This is a genomic window from Microbacterium psychrotolerans (genome assembly GCF_031085295.1).
Taxonomy (GTDB): Bacteria; Actinomycetota; Actinomycetes; order Actinomycetales; family Microbacteriaceae; genus Microbacterium; species Microbacterium psychrotolerans.
In genome coordinates, this window is sequence record NZ_JAVFWO010000007.1 from 89,892 (window position 1) to 106,376 (window position 16,485).

13 protein-coding genes are annotated in these 16,485 nt (G+C 71.5%); 8 read left to right on the plus strand and 5 right to left on the minus strand.

The features are described from left to right. Positions 1–34: 34 nt before the first annotated feature. From miaB to Q9R08_RS19235, 3 genes are read left to right on the plus strand one after another with little or no spacing between them, the layout of a single operon-like run. The gene (gene miaB, locus Q9R08_RS19225) at positions 35–1,585 is read left to right on the plus strand and encodes a tRNA (N6-isopentenyl adenosine(37)-C2)-methylthiotransferase MiaB (protein WP_308869795.1); all 1,551 of its coding nucleotides are present in this window, start codon (positions 35–37) and stop codon (positions 1,583–1,585) included. Between the two features lie 7 nt (positions 1,586–1,592). Continuing rightward, complete coding sequence (miaA, locus tag Q9R08_RS19230) at positions 1,593–2,543, plus strand: tRNA (adenosine(37)-N6)-dimethylallyltransferase MiaA (protein ID WP_308869796.1); 951 nt, start codon at positions 1,593–1,595, stop codon at positions 2,541–2,543. Continuing rightward, positions 2,540–2,962, plus strand: coding sequence for a GNAT family acetyltransferase (locus Q9R08_RS19235; protein WP_308869797.1), 423 nt, complete (start codon positions 2,540–2,542; stop codon positions 2,960–2,962). The genes miaA and Q9R08_RS19235 overlap by 4 nt, the downstream gene beginning before the upstream one ends. On the opposite strand, the gene qcrB is transcribed toward Q9R08_RS19235, so the two are convergent. Beyond that, a complete protein-coding gene (qcrB, locus tag Q9R08_RS19240) occupies positions 2,949–4,505 on the minus strand; it encodes a cytochrome bc1 complex cytochrome b subunit (protein WP_308869798.1) in 1,557 nt (518 codons plus the stop codon). The genes Q9R08_RS19235 and qcrB overlap by 14 nt on opposite strands. A 213-nt stretch (positions 4,506–4,718) precedes the next feature. On the opposite strand from qcrB, the gene dapF reads away from it, so the two are divergent. Further along, entirely contained in the window at positions 4,719–5,591 is an 873-nt protein-coding gene (gene dapF / locus Q9R08_RS19245; RefSeq protein ID WP_308869799.1) for a diaminopimelate epimerase, read from the plus strand. 6 nt (positions 5,592–5,597) lie between these two features. Here the strand turns inward: dapF and Q9R08_RS19250 are convergent, their stop codons facing one another. Next, positions 5,598–6,245 (minus strand): class I SAM-dependent methyltransferase, encoded by a 648-nt coding sequence (locus Q9R08_RS19250; RefSeq protein ID WP_308869800.1) that lies wholly within the window; start codon positions 6,243–6,245, stop codon positions 5,598–5,600. A gap of 104 nt (positions 6,246–6,349) precedes the next feature. On the opposite strand from Q9R08_RS19250, the gene hflX reads away from it, so the two are divergent. Beyond that, the gene (gene hflX, locus Q9R08_RS19255; RefSeq protein WP_308869801.1) at positions 6,350–7,867 is read left to right on the plus strand and encodes a GTPase HflX; all 1,518 of its coding nucleotides are present in this window, start codon (positions 6,350–6,352) and stop codon (positions 7,865–7,867) included. Positions 7,868–7,918: 51 nt separating this feature from the next. On the opposite strand, the gene Q9R08_RS19260 is transcribed toward hflX, so the two are convergent. Continuing rightward, positions 7,919–9,910, minus strand: a complete 1,992-nt coding sequence (locus Q9R08_RS19260) for a S9 family peptidase (protein ID WP_308869802.1) — start codon at positions 9,908–9,910, stop codon at positions 7,919–7,921. A 246-nt stretch (positions 9,911–10,156) separates the two neighbouring features. On the opposite strand from Q9R08_RS19260, the gene Q9R08_RS19265 reads away from it, so the two are divergent. Together Q9R08_RS19265 and metE are read left to right on the plus strand one after the other, a co-directional pair. After that, complete coding sequence (locus tag Q9R08_RS19265) at positions 10,157–11,122, plus strand: methylenetetrahydrofolate reductase (RefSeq protein WP_308869803.1); 966 nt, start codon at positions 10,157–10,159, stop codon at positions 11,120–11,122. After that, positions 11,119–13,449: a 5-methyltetrahydropteroyltriglutamate--homocysteine S-methyltransferase gene (metE, locus tag Q9R08_RS19270; RefSeq protein ID WP_308869804.1), complete on the plus strand. Its 2,331-nt coding sequence runs from the start codon at positions 11,119–11,121 to the stop codon at positions 13,447–13,449. The genes Q9R08_RS19265 and metE overlap by 4 nt, the downstream gene beginning before the upstream one ends. Here metE and Q9R08_RS19275 read toward each other — a convergent pair. Together Q9R08_RS19275 and lexA are read right to left on the minus strand one after the other, a co-directional pair. Then, a complete protein-coding gene (locus Q9R08_RS19275; RefSeq protein WP_308869805.1) occupies positions 13,446–14,966 on the minus strand; it encodes a hypothetical protein in 1,521 nt (506 codons plus the stop codon). The genes metE and Q9R08_RS19275 overlap by 4 nt on opposite strands. A gap of 105 nt (positions 14,967–15,071) precedes the next feature. After that, complete coding sequence (gene lexA, locus Q9R08_RS19280; protein ID WP_163620398.1) at positions 15,072–15,752, minus strand: transcriptional repressor LexA; 681 nt, start codon at positions 15,750–15,752, stop codon at positions 15,072–15,074. A 263-nt stretch (positions 15,753–16,015) separates the two neighbouring features. Between lexA and Q9R08_RS19285 the strand changes: the two genes are divergently transcribed. Beyond that, the gene (locus Q9R08_RS19285) at positions 16,016–16,480 is read left to right on the plus strand and encodes a LysM peptidoglycan-binding domain-containing protein (RefSeq protein WP_308869806.1); all 465 of its coding nucleotides are present in this window, start codon (positions 16,016–16,018) and stop codon (positions 16,478–16,480) included. The last annotated feature ends 5 nt before the right edge of the window (positions 16,481–16,485 follow it).

Sequence of the window (16,485 nt, forward strand, 5' to 3'; positions counted from 1 at the left end):
CCTGCCTGCGCACGGCTCGTAGAATGGCGGGATCATGTCTTCGCCTTCCGCTTCCCCGACTCTCATCGCGCCGTCGCCGGCCGCGAACGACGTCGATGGCCGTGCCCGCACGTACGAGGTGCGCACCTTCGGCTGCCAGATGAACGTGCACGACTCCGAGCGCCTCTCCGGCTCGCTCGAGAGCGCCGGTTACGTCCGTGCGGAGGCCGGCGAAGAGGCCGACGTCGTCGTCATCAACACCTGCGCCGTGCGCGACAACGCCGCAGGCAAGCTCTACGGCACGCTGGGTCACCTCAAGTCGCGCAAGGACAAGCACGACGGCATGCAGATCGCCGTCGGCGGATGCCTGGCCCAGATGGACAAGGACGTCGTCCAGCAGAAGGCGCCCTGGGTCGATGTCGTCTTCGGCACGCACAACATGGGGTCGCTCCCGAGCCTGCTCGAGCGGGCGCGGCACAACGGCGAGGCCGAGCTCGAGATCCTCGAGTCGCTCGAGATCTTCCCGTCGACCCTGCCCACCAAGCGCGACAGCATCTACAGCGGGTGGGTGTCGATCTCGGTCGGCTGCAACAACACCTGCACGTTCTGCATCGTGCCGAGCCTGCGCGGCAAGGAGAAGGACCGTCGCCCTGGCGACATCCTGAACGAGATCCGCCTTCTGGTCGACGACGGCGCGATGGAGGTCACCCTCCTCGGCCAGAACGTCAACTCGTACGGCGTCGAATTCGGCGACCGCCAGGCCTTCGGCAAGCTGCTGCGCGCGGCGGGCGAGATCGACGGCCTCGAGCGCATCCGGTTCACGAGTCCGCACCCGGCGGCCTTCACTGACGACGTCATCGACGCGATGGCAGAGACCGCCGCCGTGATGCCGCAGCTGCACATGCCGCTGCAGTCAGGCAGCGACCGCATCCTCAAGGCTATGCGCCGCTCGTACCGCAGCGAGCGGTTCCTGGGCATCCTCGACCGCGTGCGGGCCAAGATGCCCGACGCGGCGATCTCGACCGACATCATCGTCGGCTTCCCCGGGGAGACCGATGAGGACTTCGAAGACACGATGCGGGTCGTCGAACAGGCGCGCTTCGCGAGCGCGTTCACGTTCCAGTACTCGATCCGCGAGGGCACGCCTGCGGCCACGATGCCCGGCCAGGTGCCGAAGGAGGTCGTGCAGGAGCGCTACGAGCGCCTGATCGCTCTTCAGGAGCGCATCTCCCTCGAAGAGAACCAGAAGCAGCTCGGTCGCGAGGTGCAGGTGCTGGTATCGATGGGCGAGGGCAAGAAGGATGCCGAGACGCACCGGCTCACCGGTCGCGCCGAAGACAACCGCCTCGTGCACTTCGAGGTGCCCGCGGGCTCCGACATCCCGCGCCCCGGTGACGTCGTCTCTGTGGTCGTGACCCACGCCGCGCCCTTCCACCTCCTCGCCGACGCACCGGACGGAGCCCCGCTGCGCATCCGCCGCACCCGCTCCGGCGACGCGTGGGACCGTTCGCAGGCGGAGTCCTGCGGCGTGCCGGCACCGGCAGGAGAGTCCGGCGCCCCGCGCGCGGTGTCCCTCGGGCTGCCGACGCTTCGCATCGGCGTCTGACCCGACCGTGAGCAACGGCCCTTCCGCAGGCGACGCTGCGGCCTCGCAGCCGCGTGTGTGGGCCGTGGTCGGCGCGACGGGGACCGGCAAGACCGCGCTGTCGCTCGATCTCGCCGAGGCCCTCGCCTCACGCGGCCGAGCTGCGGAGATCGTCAACGCCGATGCGATGCAGCTCTACCGCGGCATGGACATCGGCACGGCCAAGCTTCCCGAGGCCGAGCGCCGGGGCATCCCGCACCACCTCTTCGACGTGCTCGAGGTCACCGACGACGCGGCCGTCGCCTGGTATCAGGATGCCGCGCGCACCGCGATCCGAGACATCCACAGCCGCGGCGCCGATGCGATCCTCGTGGGCGGCTCGGGGCTGTACGTGTCGAGCGTGCTCTTCGACTTCCGATTCCCGCCCCGCGACGAGCAGCTGCGGGCGCGACTCGAGGGCGAGCTGGACGCTCACGGCCCCGGCGCGCTCTACGCCCGCCTCCGCGCGCTCGACCCCGCCACGGCGGCCAGGGTCGATCCCCGTAACGGACGCCGCATCGTGCGCGCGCTCGAAGTGCTGGAGCTCGGCGAGCGGACCCACGGCGCGGCGCTTCCCGACGAGCCGGTGCTGTGGCACGCGGCGACTCGCATCGTCGGCGTCGCGGTGCCCCGCGAAGAGCTGGTCGTCCGCCTCGATGCCCGCGTCGAGGCGATGTGGCGCGACGGGATCCTCGACGAGGTCCGGGTGCTGCGTGACCGGGGACTCGAGCACGGCGTCACCGCGCGCCGCGCGATCGGCTACGCGCAGGCGCTCGCACAGCTGACGGGTGAGATGACGGAAGCCGAGGCGATCGCCGAGACCCAGGCGCTCACCCGTCGATACGCCCGCCGGCAGGTCTCATGGTTCCGCCGCTTCGACGCGCTGCGCTGGGTGGAATCCGGAGCGGATGCCGCTGTCCTGGCAGACTCGTCGGCATGAGCATCGCGATCCGGCCCTTCGAACTGGCCGACACCGAGGCTGTGGTGTCACTGTGGCAGGCCACCGGCCTCACCCGGCCGTGGAACAACCCCTACCAGGACATCAACCGCAAGCTCTCGGTCCAGCCGGAGCTCTTCATCGTCGCCGTCGCCGACGGCGCGATCGTCGGCTCCGTCATGGCGGGATACGACGGCCACCGCGGATGGCTGTACTACCTGGCGAGCGATCCCGCCCGGCGGGGCGAGGGCATCGGACGTCGCCTCGTCGAGGTCGCCGAGGAGCGACTCCTGGAACTCGGGTGCCCCAAGGTGCAGCTGATGGTCCGGCCCGAGAACAACTCTGCGCACGGCTTCTACGGGGCGCTCGGCTACGAGACGTTCGAGACGTGGGCCACCGGAAAGCGTCTCATCGCCGACTGAGAGGCGGGACGAGGGCCGGAGTGCCGCCACGCGACTCGTGCTCGGCGGGCTCGGCGTCGATGCGGCCTCCCTTGTAGTACCTGCGCATACTCTCGCGCAGCCGATGCGTGAGCGGACCGGCCTCGCCCGCGATCGGCTCGAGAACACCTCGGGTCGGCTCGTCCGGCATCCCGAGGCGAGCCTGCTCCGCCTCGTCGAGCGGCTGGTGGATCTCGACGTACTCGCCGCCCGGAAGACGGACGATCCGCCCGGTCTCGTAGCCGTGCCGGAGCAGGGAGGCATCCTTCCTCTGCAGGCCGAAGCAGATCCGACGAGCGATCGTGAACGCCACGAAGGGGCCGACCACGAGCGCCACCTGCAGCGTGGTGATCACGTGTTCGATGCTCACCGAGAACGACGTGGCGATGATGTCGGCACCACCCGCGGCCCAGAGCACCCCCACGAACACCAGACCGGCGACGCCGAGGCCGGTTCGCGTCGGCGCGAGGCGTGGCCGGTCGAGGAGGTGCCGGTCACGACGGTCGCCCGTGACCCACTCCTCGAGGAACGGGTACGCGGCCACGACCGCGAAGAAGGCGCCGACGACGGCGAGCGGGGCCAGGATCGCCACCGTCCACGTGCGGCCGAGCCACACGACCTCCCAGCCCGGCGGCACCAGGCGCAGGGCGCCGTCGAGGAACCCGGTGTACCAGTCCGGCTGGCTTCCCGCGCCGGCGTTGCCGGGATCGGCGGGACCGTAGAGCCAGATCGGGCTCACCGTGACGGTCGCGGAGACGAGCAGCAGCACCCCTGTCACGACGAGGAACAGCCCGCCCGCCCGAATGGCCGCTGTCGGGACCAGAGCCACGCCGACCACGTTCTCGGGCGTACGACCCCGGCCGGGGAACTGCGGCGGGCCGTGCCGCCATGCGGCGACGGCGCGAAGCGCGACGAGCACGAGGAGCGCCCCCGGAAAGACCAGGATGTGGAGCGGGTACAGATTCTCGATGATCCGGCCCGGAAACGGCCCGCCGAAGAGCACGGACGCGAGCCCCGTGCCGATGACCGGGATGCCGAGGAGGATGCCCTCGACGATCCGCAGGCCGGTGCCCGACAGCATGTCGTCGGGCAGCGCGTAGCCGCTCCATCCGCTCGCGAGGGCGGCGATCAGGGCAAGGACCAGCAGCACCCACATGGCACGCCGTGGCCGTCGGAAGGCGCCGGTGAAGAAGGTCGTCACCAGCTGCACCGTGATCGCGGCGGGCAGGAGCAGCGCCGACCAGTGATGCGCCTGCCGCAGGATCACGCCGCCGGGCACATCGAACGTGACGTGCATCGTCGAGGCGAACGCCTTCGACACCGTGGCGCCGTGGAGCGGAGCGTACGACCCGGCGTATACCGTGCCCTCGGTCGACGGCGTGTAGAAGAACATGAGCAGGATGCCCGTCACCGTCACGACGACGAGGGACGCCAGGGGGACGACGCCGAACAGGTTCGTCCAGTGGGTCGGGACCCGGCGACGCCGGAGTTCCGCCCAGCTGTCGTCGACACGGTGACCGAACACGCGCGGATGCTCCCGAGACGATCGGCGACCCGGTCGGTCACCGATCGGCGGCGCCCCTCTTCGCCGCGCGCCCGGCCGGTCTCGATGGCAACCCCGCGCATGCTGTCTCCTCCTGATGGTCCTACCCACAAGACACCGCGGGGCGCCGGGATGTGACAGCGATAGCAATCGCACCCGCGGAGGAGGGCGCGCCGGCGACCGTAGACTGTGACGATGCCGCAGACGATCGCGTTCACCAAGGGCCACGGCACCGGCAACGACTTCGTGATCGTCCCCGACCCCGACGGCGCGCTCGATCTCACCGACGATCAGGTCGCCGTGCTGTGCGACCGGCGCTTCGGCATCGGCGGCGACGGCATCCTCCGCGTGGTGCGGGCGAGTGCGATCGCCGAGGGAGCCGACGCTGCGGCCTCCGGAGCCGAGTGGTTCATGGATTACCGCAACGCCGACGGCTCGAAGGCCGAGATGTGCGGCAACGGCATCCGGGTGTTCGTGCGCTACCTTGCGGATGTCGGCTGGGCCGATGTCGACGCGGCACCGCTCACCATCGGCACCAGGGCGGGGGTCAAGACCGTCACCCGCAGCGACCGCGGCTTCGAGGTGGACCTCGGCCGGTTCGCGGTCGACGACTCGGGCGTGCTCGTCCGCACCCGCGGCGGAGGTGCACCGCGTCCGGGCATCGGGATCGACGTCGGCAATCCGCATGTGGTCGTGGCGCTGCCCGACGACACGGAGCTGGAGGGCCTCGACCTCGCGGCGCAGCCGCAGCTGCATCCGGAGCCCCCGCACGGCGCGAACATCGAGTTCGTCGTTCCCAGCGACCCGCTCGTGCGCGACGGCGTCGGGGCGATCCGCATGCGCGTGTTCGAGCGCGGAGTCGGCGAGACGCTGAGCTGCGGCACGGGGGTCGCGGCGGCGGCGCTGGCCGTGCGGCACTGGGCGGGTCCCGCGGCCCCCGACCACTGGGTCGTGGACGTTCCCGGCGGCACGCTGGGCGTGCGGATGCCGGAGCTCGACGGCGACCGGCACGTGCTCCTGTCAGGCCCGGCGACCCTGGTGTACACCGGCGAGGTCACCCTCGCCTAGCGCCTCTCAGAGCTCGGGCAGCACGATCGGCTCGCTCTGGGGCGAGCCGTGGCGCCGCACCTTGAGCACCCGGAATCCGCGCGCCGTCGCGGCACGGTACACGCTGAAGCGGCGATCGAGCGTGGACGCGAGCCATCGCTGCAGGGAGTCCGACCCCAGATTGCGCTGGACCACCAGCCAGGCATCCGCGCGCTCGTCGAGACGGGGGATCCACCGCTCGAGCAGGCCGTGCAGCTCGTTCTTGCCGACGCGGATGGGGGGATTCGAGCGGATTGTGCGGAAGACGACGTCGTCGGGAACATCGTCGGGCAGTGCGGCGTTGACGTTCTTGAGCCCAAGATCCGCCGCATTGCGCCGCACGAGGTCCAGTGCTCGTTCGTTCACGTCGACGGCCCACACGGTCGCGTGCGGGGCGTCGAGTGCGAGGCTGAGCGCGATCGGTCCCCACCCGCAGCCGAGGTCGAGGAAGTTCCCTCCAGCCGGCGGCGGGGGAGTGTTCGACAGCAGCACCGCGGTTCCCGAGTCCACATGGTCGGGGCTGAAGACACCCCCGGCAGTGGTGACCTCGAGATCGCGTCCGGCGAGCGAGACGCGGATGCGGCGCAGATTCTCGGGGCTGGCGGGCGTCGCACTGAAATAGTGGTCGCTCCCCATGGCTGACGAGCCTAGCGGAGGTGCTCCCCGGGAGGGGAGCGTAGAATTCACGGATGCCGCGAACCGGCCGATGAACGGCGGAAAAGGCATCCCGAAAGGAACACATGACGGATACGACGACACCCCAGAGCACGGACGAGACACCGGTCGACCCGGTGGATCGCGTGCTGGCGCGCGCTGAAGCGCGCTCGGGGGTGCACGTCTTCGGAGCCGCCCAGGCGCTCCAGGACGAGACCACGATCGGGCGCGCTGACACCGACGGCGAGCAGTGGGACCGCGAGGAGCGCGCCGCGTTGCGCCGCGTCCCGGGCCTGTCCACCGAGCTCGAGGACGTCACCGAGGTCGAGTACCGCCAGCTGCGACTCGAGAACGTCGTGCTGGTCGGCGTGCACGCGCAGGGGGAGACGGAGGATGCCGAGAACTCGCTGCGCGAGCTGTCGGCCCTGGCCGAGACCGCCGGCGCCGTCGTGCTCGACGGCGTGCTGCAGCGGCGCCCGCACCCGGATCCGGCGACCTATGTGGGACGCGGCAAGGCCGAGGAGCTGCGCGACATCGTGGCCGCCGTGGGCGCGGACACCGTGATCGCCGACACCGAGCTCGCACCCAGCCAGCGACGCGCGCTCGAGGACGTGGTGAAGGTCAAGGTGATCGACCGCACCACCGTGATCCTCGACATCTTCAGCCAGCACGCGAAGAGCCGCGAGGGCAAGGCTCAGGTCGAGCTCGCACAGCTCGAGTACCTTCTCCCGCGTCTGCGAGGCTGGGGTGACTCGATGAGCCGTCAGGCCGGTGGCCAGGTGGGCGCGGGCGGCGCGGGCATGGGCTCGCGCGGACCCGGTGAGACGAAGATCGAACTCGATCGTCGTCGCATCCGCACGCGCATGGCCATGCTGCGTCGGCAGATCCGCGAGTTCGCCCCGGCGCGCGACGCGAAGCGCGCCGAGCGCAAGCGGAACACGATCCCGTCGGTCGCGATCGCCGGGTACACCAACGCCGGCAAGTCGTCGCTGTTGAACCGGCTGACGAGCGCAGGCGTGCTGGTCGAGAACGCCCTGTTCGCGACGCTGGACGCCACCGTCCGGCGCAGCGAGACGAGCGACGGCCGCGTGTACACGCTCACCGACACCGTCGGGTTCGTGCGAAACCTGCCTCACCAGCTGGTGGAGGCGTTCCGTTCGACCCTCGAGGAGGTCGGCGACGCCGACGTCATCGTGCACGTGGTCGACGGGTCGCACCCGGATCCCGCCGCGCAGCTCGCGACGGTACGCGACGTGATCGGCGACGTCGGGGCGCGCGACATCCCCGAGCTGATCGTGTTCAACAAGGCCGATCTCGTCGACGACGACACCCGTCTGCTGCTGCGCGGTCTCGAGCCGAAGGCGATCTTCGCGTCGTCGCGCACCGGCGAAGGCATCGACGAGCTGCGGATCGCGATCGAGGAGGCCTTGCCGCTTCCCGCCGTGGAAGTGCACGCACTCGTGCCCTACGACCGCGGCGATCTTGTGTCGGCCATTCACGAGCAGGGCATGATCCTGTCGCAGGAGCACGAGGAGGGCGGCACGGCCGTCCACGCTCGCGTGGGCGAGCATCTCGCCGCGCGTCTCGCGCCGTTCGAGGTCTGACCCCGCGTCGTCCCGCTTCTGCCGTGCGCAGGAGCGGGACGCCGAGCGCGTTCAGTCGAGATCGAGCCGCGGCACGTCGGGCGTCTCGAACCCGAGCACCTGGCCGAGGAACGACAGCTCCGCCTCCAGCGTGCGCACGAGCGTGTCGGCGCTGCGGAACCCGTGCCCTTCACCCTCGAACGCCAGGTAGGCGTGCGGGACGCCGTTCGCCGCGAGGGCATCGCGAACCGCCTCCGACTGCGACGGCGGCACGACCCGATCCTCGAGCCCCTGCTCGATCAGCAGCGGCGTCCGCATCCGGTCGAGATGCGTCAGCGGCGACCGCTCGACGTAGAGCTCCTCGGCCTCGGGGAGCGGGCCGACCATGCCGTCGAGATAGCGGGTCTCGAAGTCGTGGGTGTCTTCGGCGAGCCGGCGCAGATCCGCGACGCCGTAGCGGCTGATGCCCGCGGCGAACGCGTCCGAGTTCGCGAGCGCGCACAGCACGGTCCACCCGCCGGCGGAGCCGCCTGCGATCGCGAGACGACTCCCGTCGGCCGCGCCGGACGCGGCCAGGCCGCGCGCCGCGGCCACCACGTCGTCGACATCGACGACGCCCCACTGCCCGAGCAGGCGCTCCCGGTAGGCGCGTCCGTAACCGCTCGAGCCGCCGTAGTTGACGTCGAGCACGCCGATGCCGCGGCTGGTCAGGTAGGCGATCTTGCCGGATGCCGCGCCGCCGACGTGATCGGTCGGCCCGCCGTGGACGAAGACCACGTACGGCGGCTTCTCGTCGTCGGCCCCGACGACGCGCGGGTTGGTCGGCGGGTAGTCGAAAGCGTGCACGGGTCCGTGCGGCCCGGGCACAGTGGCGGCGCGGGGCCGCGGCATCCATTCCGCGCCCCACGGCGAGGCGCCGCCGACGATCAGCCGGCCCGCACCGGGTGCGTCGACGTCGACCTCCCAGAGCCCGGCACCGCCGGAGCCGGCGCCGGAAACGAGGACACATCCGCCGCGGGCATCCTCGATCGAGAGGCGCGTGACGGCGTCGAGCGGCAGCGTGCGCTCCGTCTCGTCGGGGTCGATCAGCACGAGCACGTCGGACCCGTCCGTCCGCACCGCGACGACGCGGCCGTCGTCCAGGGCCGCGAACCAGCGGCTGCCGAGCACCCACAGCGGTCCGCCGGTGTCGGCATCGGCCGGCGCGACCTGCTCGTGGTCCAGGTCGGCGGTGAGCCGAAGGCGCCACAGGTTCCACCTGCCGGTCGGATCGTCGGCGTACAGCAGATCGTCGTCGCCGGTCCACACCGGCTGCAGGGGTGAGTGCGCCTCGCCGGGCGAGGATTCGCCGCCCGCCACGGTCGTCCACTCCACGACCCCGCCGTCATCCAGTCGCCCGACGCGCAGCTCGGCGCGGTCCCAGGCCATGTTCGGGTGGTTCCAGGCGATCCACGCGAGATGCGTGCCGTCCGGCGAGAGCGCGGGGTGCGCGACGAAGTCGCTGCCGCCGGCGAGCGAGACGAGCTGTGCAGGATGCCGCACCGCGGAGCCGTCGAGGGGGACCCCGACGATGTCGCGCATCGGCGCGGCACCCGCCGTGTGGTCCTCCCGCACGGCCAGCAGCCGGCCGTGCTGCAGCGTCAGCCCGCCGTAGCGGACGTCGCCGACATCGGGGGTGAGCGGGTGCGGCTCGTCGTCGCCGGGGGCGAGGCGCCAGATGCGCTGGTCGGCCTTCTCCACGAAGTACAGCACGCCGTCGTCGTCGGCGGTCCACGATCCTCCGCCGTACTCGTGCACGCGCGACCGGGCGCTCCACGGAGCCGGGAGCACATCGACGGCAGCACCGGATGCCGCCCGCCGGCGCACGGCGGAACGGCCGCCCTCCTCGGCGACGGACTCGCCCCACCAGACCTCCGGCTGTCCGCTGCCGCCGACGAAACGGGCGCCCTCGAGGCGAGGCGATGCTGCCGACACCTCCGCCGCCGCGATCGGAGAAGGCCAGCTGCCGTACGGGAGAACGTGGGGTGTCGTCACGCAGACCACGGTACGGCCAACGACGCGCATCGTGCGATCGAAACAGAAGGTCACAGGAGGCCGGCCGCGGGACTGCTCCGCTACCGTGGACGCATCGACGCCCGGTCGTCCGCGAGGACGCCCCCCGAACCTGGGGGTTCCGGGCAGGAGCGACAGCCGAGCCCGGCACCCGCCCGCGATGACACCCCTTCCGCCGCACGGCGGAGGCGAGGTGCCGCGGCCGCCCGGGTCTTCCCGTTCGGCTGAGCCCGAGTCCGATCCCTGAGAAGCAGGCCCATGTCCATCGACCTGAGCACTCCTCCCGTGCCGATCTCGTTCGAGGTGTACCCGCCCCGATCCGATGCCGGCGTCGCCGCCCTCCACGAGACCATCCGCCATCTGGCGTCCGTCGACCCCCGGTTCATCTCGGTGACCTACGGCGCGGGCGGTTCCACCGGCGGCCGCTCCCTCGAGCTGCTGACCCACATCCTCCGTGAGACCCACGTCGAGCCCCTCGCGCATCTGACGTGCGTGGGCAACACCTACGCAGGCGCCAACACGCTCATCCGGGAGTTCCTGGATGCCGGCATCACGAGCTTCCTCGCCCTGCGCGGCGACCCGCCGGCCGGCGCATCCGAGGACGACGCGTTCCTGGGCGACCTCGGGAGCGCCGCGGAGCTGGTGCAGCTGATCGACCGGGTGCAGGCCGAGCGCGAACCGTACACCGAGGCGCTCATCCCCGGCGTGCCTGGAGCCGTGCGCGTCGAGAAGAGGGCTCGCGTCGACATCGCCGTCGCCGCGTTCCCGAACGGCCACCCCCGCTCGCGCCACGCGTTCGAGGACATCGACGCGCTCCTCGCCAAGCAGGCGGCGGGCGCCACACTCGCGATCACCCAGCTGTTCTTCCACGCCGACGACTACCTCGCATTCGTGGCGCGTTCCCGTGAGGCGGGCGTCACGATCCCGATCCTCCCGGGCATCATGCCGATCACCTCGGGTGCTCGGCTGCGTCGCGTGCTGGAACTCACCGGAGAGGCGTTGCCCGCCGATCTCGCGATCGCGCTCGACGTCGAGCCCACTGTCGAAGGGCAGCGCGACATCGGCATCGCGCACGCCGCCCGGCTGGCCGGCGAGGTCGTCGACGGCGGCGCGCCCGGCATCCATCTCTACGCCTTCAACAACCACGACACGGTCCTCGCGGTGCTCCGCGAGGCCGGCGTGCTGACCACCACCACCCACCTCGAGAAGGAGGCCGTCAGATGACCGACCCCCGCCCGCAGTTCCCGACCGGCACGATCCTGGGCTATCCGCGGATCGGCCGACGCCGTGAGCTCAAGCGCGCCGTCGAGGCGCACTGGTCCGGCGCAATCGACGCCGAGAGCCTGGAAGAGACCGCGGTGTCGCTTCGCCGTTCCGCGCGAGAGCGCCTCGCCGCGCTCGGCCTCGGCCGTGACGACTCGTCGATCCCGGAGTCCTTCTCGTTCTACGACCAGGTGCACGACGCCGCGGTCACCGTCGGCGTGCTGCCTGAGCGGTTCGCGCCGCTCCGTGCCGCGGACGGGTCGATCGGCCTCGACGCCTACTTCATCGCTGCGCGCGGTGCGGGAGAGGCGGCTCCCCTCGAGATGACGAAGTGGTTCGACACCAACTACCACTACCTTGTCCCCGAGATCGGCCCGGAGACGACCTTCGCGCTCTCGACCGACCGGTTCGCGCGGCAGGTCGCCGAGGCGAAGGCCGACGGCTTCACCGTGCGTCCGGTCGTCGTCGGCCCGGTCACGCTCCTCGCCCTCGCCAAGGCGACGGATGCCGCGCCGTCGGGGTTCGACCCGCTCGACCGCCTCGGCGACCTGCTGCCGGTGTACGCCGAGCTGCTCGCGAGCCTTCGTGCGGCCGGTGCCGAGTGGGTGCAGCTCGACGAGCCCGCCCTCGTGAGCGAGAGCCTGCCGGCGAGTGCGGCTGCGCTGGCTGATGCCGCTGCTCGCGCCTACGCGGTGCTCGGGGGCGCGGCCGACCGGCCGGCGATCCTCGTCGCCGCCGGCTATGCGCAGCTGTCGGACGAGGCGTGGGCGGCGCTCGCCGCAGCCCCCATCGAGGCGATCGCCGTCGACCTCACGCGGGGCGCCGTCCCCGCCCCGGTCGATGGGCTGGCCGACAAGACCCTCGTCGGAGGTGTCGTCGACGGCCGGAACGTCTGGCGCGGCGACCTGGAGGCGGCGTGGGCGAAGCTCGAGGCCCTGCGCGCCGTGGGTCCCGCCGCCGTCACCGCGGGCACCTCGACCTCGCTGCAGCATGTGCCGCACGATGTCGAGGATGAGACGAACCTCGACCCGCGCCTGGCGACCTGGCTGGCGTTCGCCGACCAGAAGGTCGCGCAGGTGGCGACCCTCGCGCGCGGACTGGTCGATGGCCGTCCGGCCATCGCGGACGCGCTGGCCGAGGCATCAGCCGCGCTCGCCGATCGGCGCAGCGCGCCCGGCGTGCGCGACGGCGCGGTGCGCGAGCGCGCGTCGGCGCTCGGTGCGGACGACTTCGCCCGCGGCGACTACGACGACCGCGTCGCCGCGCAGGAGGTGGAACTCGCCCTTCCGGTCCTGCCGACGACCACGATCGGGTCGTTCCCGCAGACCGGCGACATCCGGCGCGCGCGTGCGCGTCACGGCCGCGGTGAGCTCACCGCCGACGAGTACGAGAGCTTCCTGCGTGCCGAGATCGCTCAGGTGGTGACGCTGCAGGAGAACATCGGGCTGGACGTGCTCGTGCACGGTGAGGCCGAGCGCAACGACATGGTGCAGTACTTCGCCGAGAACCTCGATGGCTTCGCGGTCACCGAGAACGGCTGGGTGCAGTCGTACGGCTCGCGGGCGACCCGGCCGTCGATCCTGTGGGGCGACGTGGCGCGTCCCGAGGCGATCACCGTCGCGTGGTCCGCCTTCGCGCAGTCGCTGACCGACAAGCCGATGAAGGGGATGCTGACCGGTCCGGTCACGATCCTGGCCTGGTCGTTCGTCCGCGACGACCAGCCGCTGGGGGAGACCGCGAACCAGGTGGCGCTCGCCCTTCGCGACGAGATCGCCGACCTCGAGGGCGCCGGCATCCGCGTCATCCAGGTGGACGAGCCGGCGCTGCGCGAGCTGCTGCCGCTCAAGCGCGCCGACCAGCCGGCCTACCTGGAGTGGTCGGTCGGCTCGTTCCGCCTTGCGACCGCGGGCGCGGCGCCGGCCACGCAGGTGCACACGCACCTCTGCTACTCCGAGTTCGACGCGGTGATCGACGCGATCGCGGCGCTGGATGCGGACGTGACCTCGATCGAGGCCGCGCGCAGCCGCGGCGAGGTGATCGGAGACATCGCCACGTCGGGGTTCGCCGCCGGCATCGGACCGGGCGTCTACGACATCCACTCTCCGCGCGTGCCGTCGGTGGACGAGATCACGGAGCTCCTCGACCGCACGGTCGCCGAGCTGCCGCTGCGGCGCGTCTGGGTCAACCCCGACTGCGGGCTTAAGACCCGGGGGTATGACGAGACCGTGGCGTCGCTGAAGAACCTCGTGGCGGCGACGCAGGCGGTGCGGGCGACCGTGCCGGCCTAGGAGCGCTTCTTCGATCCGGATGCCGCGGCCGCGTCGGTCGCGGCATCCGTCTCGATCACGAGGGTGTCGGCGTCGGGGTCGGCCGGGTCGTCGACGATCACGACGGTGTCCGCCTCGGTGTCGACGACCGGCGTGGACTCGGCGGCTGCCGCAGCCGCGGCTTCATCCGCGAGCAGGGCGGCTGCGGCCTCTTCCGGGCGCCGCTGCAGCAGTTCGAACACCCACCAGACGACGAGCCACACGACGAGCACGAGGAACACCTCGCCGACCGAGAGCGGGCGCAGCAGCATCAGCCACACGATGGCCAGCGCGCCGAGAACGATCCGCACGAGGATGCGCTGCGCGTAGAGCCACCCGCCGAAGCGCCCCGTGTCGACGCCGCGCTTGAGCAGGGCGACCCGCACGCCCGCGTTGACGGAGGCGACGCCGCCGCGCGCGGCGCGCGCGCCTCGCCAGCGTCCCGACATCCAGGCGATGACGGCGATCACGATGCCGAGCAGGGTGAGGACCACCGCGGTGTCACGCATCGCCGCGGTGATCTGCTCGTACATGGACGCCAGCGCCCCCGCCGGTACCCCCAGGCTCGGGGCGCTGAGAGCCAGGATCGACCCGCCGATGCCCAGTCCGATCGCGAGGACGCCGGCACCGAGCGCGATGCCGACGCCCGTGCCCAGCACGGCGGTGGACCGGCGCCGCGCGATGAGGATGCCGGCCAGGAACAGCACCAGCGCGATGATCGGTGTCCACCAGCCGGCGGCGACCGCGAGGTTGTAGACGGTCCCGACGACGGTGAGCGCGTCGCTCTGCGCGACCACGATGGTCTTGTCGATGACCGGGATCGACTCCGCGAACCCGATGCCGCGGTCCACGAGCCGCTTCTTGACCTCCTCGATGATCGGCGCGAGCTGGATGCCGACCTCGCCGTTCGCTTCGATCACCACCGCACCCGACGACGTGCCGCCGGCGGCGACGGCCTGGAGCGACCGGTGGCTCGCGCGCAGTGCCGTGTCCCAGACGTCGGCGAACGCCTCGGACTGCACCAGTCGCGTGACCGTGGTGTCGACGAGGTTCTGGAGTCCCTGGGCCGCGGGCGCGCGGAGCAGGTCGAGTGCGGCGAGAGCGCGCGGCGGCAGGTCGAGCTGCTGGATGCCGTCGAACAGGTCGTTCGTCAGGCCCTCGAGATCGAGGGAGTCCTCGATGGCGACCGTCACCTGGTCGGCGACCATCGCCTGCACCTGCGGGTCGTCGGCCAGCGGCGCGAACGTCTCGACGAACCGCGTCTCGTCGACGAGCTCGACGCGCGCCCAGGCGGCGACGATGGAGACCGGCACGAGGATCGTCGCCACGACGATGCACAGTGCGGAAAGGAACGCCCGCCAGCGGTTGCCGAGCGCCTTCTCCGTGGACGCCGGCGGTGGCGGCGGCGTCTCGGCGCGCAGGCGGGCGTTCTCGGCTTCGAGGGCGTCGAGGCGTGCGCGGAGCTCGGCGGTCTCGTCCGCAGCGGTGAGGTCGGTCATTCCCCCCTTATAGCGCGTGCCGATGACGCGCCGCCACCCACCTCGCGGCTCGGCGACGAACTCCGGCTCTCACGAGTGGGACACCGGGCTCCATCGCCGCGAGGTTCACACCGCGCGCAGCACCGCCACGACCTTGCCGAGCACCGTGGCCTCGTCGCCCAGAATCGGCTCGAATGCAGAGTTGCGGGGCAGCAGCCACGTGTGGCCGTCGCGCTGTCGGAACGTCTTGACCGTCGCCTCGCCGTCGAGCATGGCGGCGACGATCTCGCCGTTGTCGGCGGTGGCCTGCGACCGCACGACGACCCAGTCGCCGTCGCAGATGGCCGCGTCGATCATCGACTCGCCCGACACCTTCAGCATGAACAGATCGCCCTTGCCGACGAGCTGGCGGGGGAGCGGGAAGATCTCCTCGACCTGCTGCTCGGCCGTGATGGGCACGCCGGCGGCGATGCGGCCGACGAGGGGGACCAGCGCCGCGTCGCCCACCGACGGGGAGGCGTCGGCGGGGCTCTCGGTCGCGGTGCCCGGCAGATCGATCAGCACCTCCATCGCGCGGGTCTTGCCCGCGTCGCGGCGCAGGTAGCCGCTCAGCTCGAGCTGGTTGAGCTGGTGGGTGACGCTGGAGAGCGACTTCAGGCCCACGGCGTCGCCGATCTCGCGCATGCTCGGCGGGTAGCCGTGCCGCGCGATCGACCGCTGGATCACCTCGAGGATCGCCAGCTGCTTGTCGCTGAGGCTCTTGCGCCGACGAGTCTGGGGCTTCTCTCGCCCGGCCGCGTCGCTCATCTTCCGGCTCCGTCCTGCGCTCGGCGATGGAGCGCTGTTTCTTCGAATGTCGGAGGCCCGTGGTGGGGTTCTCGTATCGAAACCGTATCCGGATCGCGGGCTTCTGGGGAACAACCCGGCCGCGTGTCGCGTTCGAGAGATCGCCGCCCGGATCCGGTATTGACATCCTACAGACTCGAAGATAGCTTCGGAAGAGAGGTTCGCATTCTCCACTCCCGGCCGAGTGGAGAATGCGAATCTCTCCCCATCAGGAGGAGCCCAGCATGACCGCGATCGACTTCACGACATCCGTCCCGTCGCCGGCGCGCGCCGCGCGTGTCGCGGCGCAGCGCGTGCAGGGGACGGCGCGTCAGTTCGCCGCGGGCGCATCGCCGCAGGTCGCCACGCGACCGGCCGCCGGCGCGTCCACGCGTCTGCGCCTCACGCTTCGTGGCCGGAGGGTTCTCGCCGTGCTCGCCGCACTGCCCGCCGTGATCGCGCTGAGCGCCGCCGTGATCGGTGGCGGCGCGGCCCTCGCGTCGCGCGACGCCGGCGCGCCCGCGGGTTCGTTCACCACCGTCACCGTCGCCGTCGGCGACTCGCTGTGGAGCATCGCTGAAGACATCGCCCCCGACCGCGACCCGCGCGACGTCGTCGATGAGCTCGTGCGACTGAACGCTCTGGACAGCGTCGTCGTGCAGGCCGGCCAGAGCATCGCGATCCCGGCGTCCTACGACAGCGGTCGCTGAGCCGT

What these genes read in the sequence shown, in the direction of transcription:
- miaB (WP_308869795.1), top strand. Translation starts at nt 35, where the DNA reads ATGTCTTCGCCTTCCGCTTCCCCGACTCTCATCGCGCCGTCGCCGGCC.
- Q9R08_RS19235 (WP_308869797.1), top strand. Translation starts at nt 2,540, where the DNA reads ATGAGCATCGCGATCCGGCCCTTCGAACTGGCCGACACCGAGGCTGTG.
- dapF (WP_308869799.1), top strand. Translation starts at nt 4,719, where the DNA reads ATGCCGCAGACGATCGCGTTCACCAAGGGCCACGGCACCGGCAACGAC.
- Q9R08_RS19250 (WP_308869800.1), bottom strand. Translation starts at nt 6,245, where the DNA reads ATGGGGAGCGACCACTATTTCAGTGCGACGCCCGCCAGCCCCGAGAAT.
- hflX (WP_308869801.1), top strand. Translation starts at nt 6,350, where the DNA reads ATGACGGATACGACGACACCCCAGAGCACGGACGAGACACCGGTCGAC.
- Q9R08_RS19260 (WP_308869802.1), bottom strand. Translation starts at nt 9,910, where the DNA reads ATGCGCGTCGTTGGCCGTACCGTGGTCTGCGTGACGACACCCCACGTT.
- Q9R08_RS19265 (WP_308869803.1), top strand. Translation starts at nt 10,157, where the DNA reads ATGTCCATCGACCTGAGCACTCCTCCCGTGCCGATCTCGTTCGAGGTG.
- metE (WP_308869804.1), top strand. Translation starts at nt 11,119, where the DNA reads ATGACCGACCCCCGCCCGCAGTTCCCGACCGGCACGATCCTGGGCTAT.
- Q9R08_RS19275 (WP_308869805.1), bottom strand. Translation starts at nt 14,966, where the DNA reads ATGACCGACCTCACCGCTGCGGACGAGACCGCCGAGCTCCGCGCACGC.
- lexA (WP_163620398.1), bottom strand. Translation starts at nt 15,752, where the DNA reads ATGAGCGACGCGGCCGGGCGAGAGAAGCCCCAGACTCGTCGGCGCAAG.
- Q9R08_RS19285 (WP_308869806.1), top strand. Translation starts at nt 16,016, where the DNA reads ATGACCGCGATCGACTTCACGACATCCGTCCCGTCGCCGGCGCGCGCC.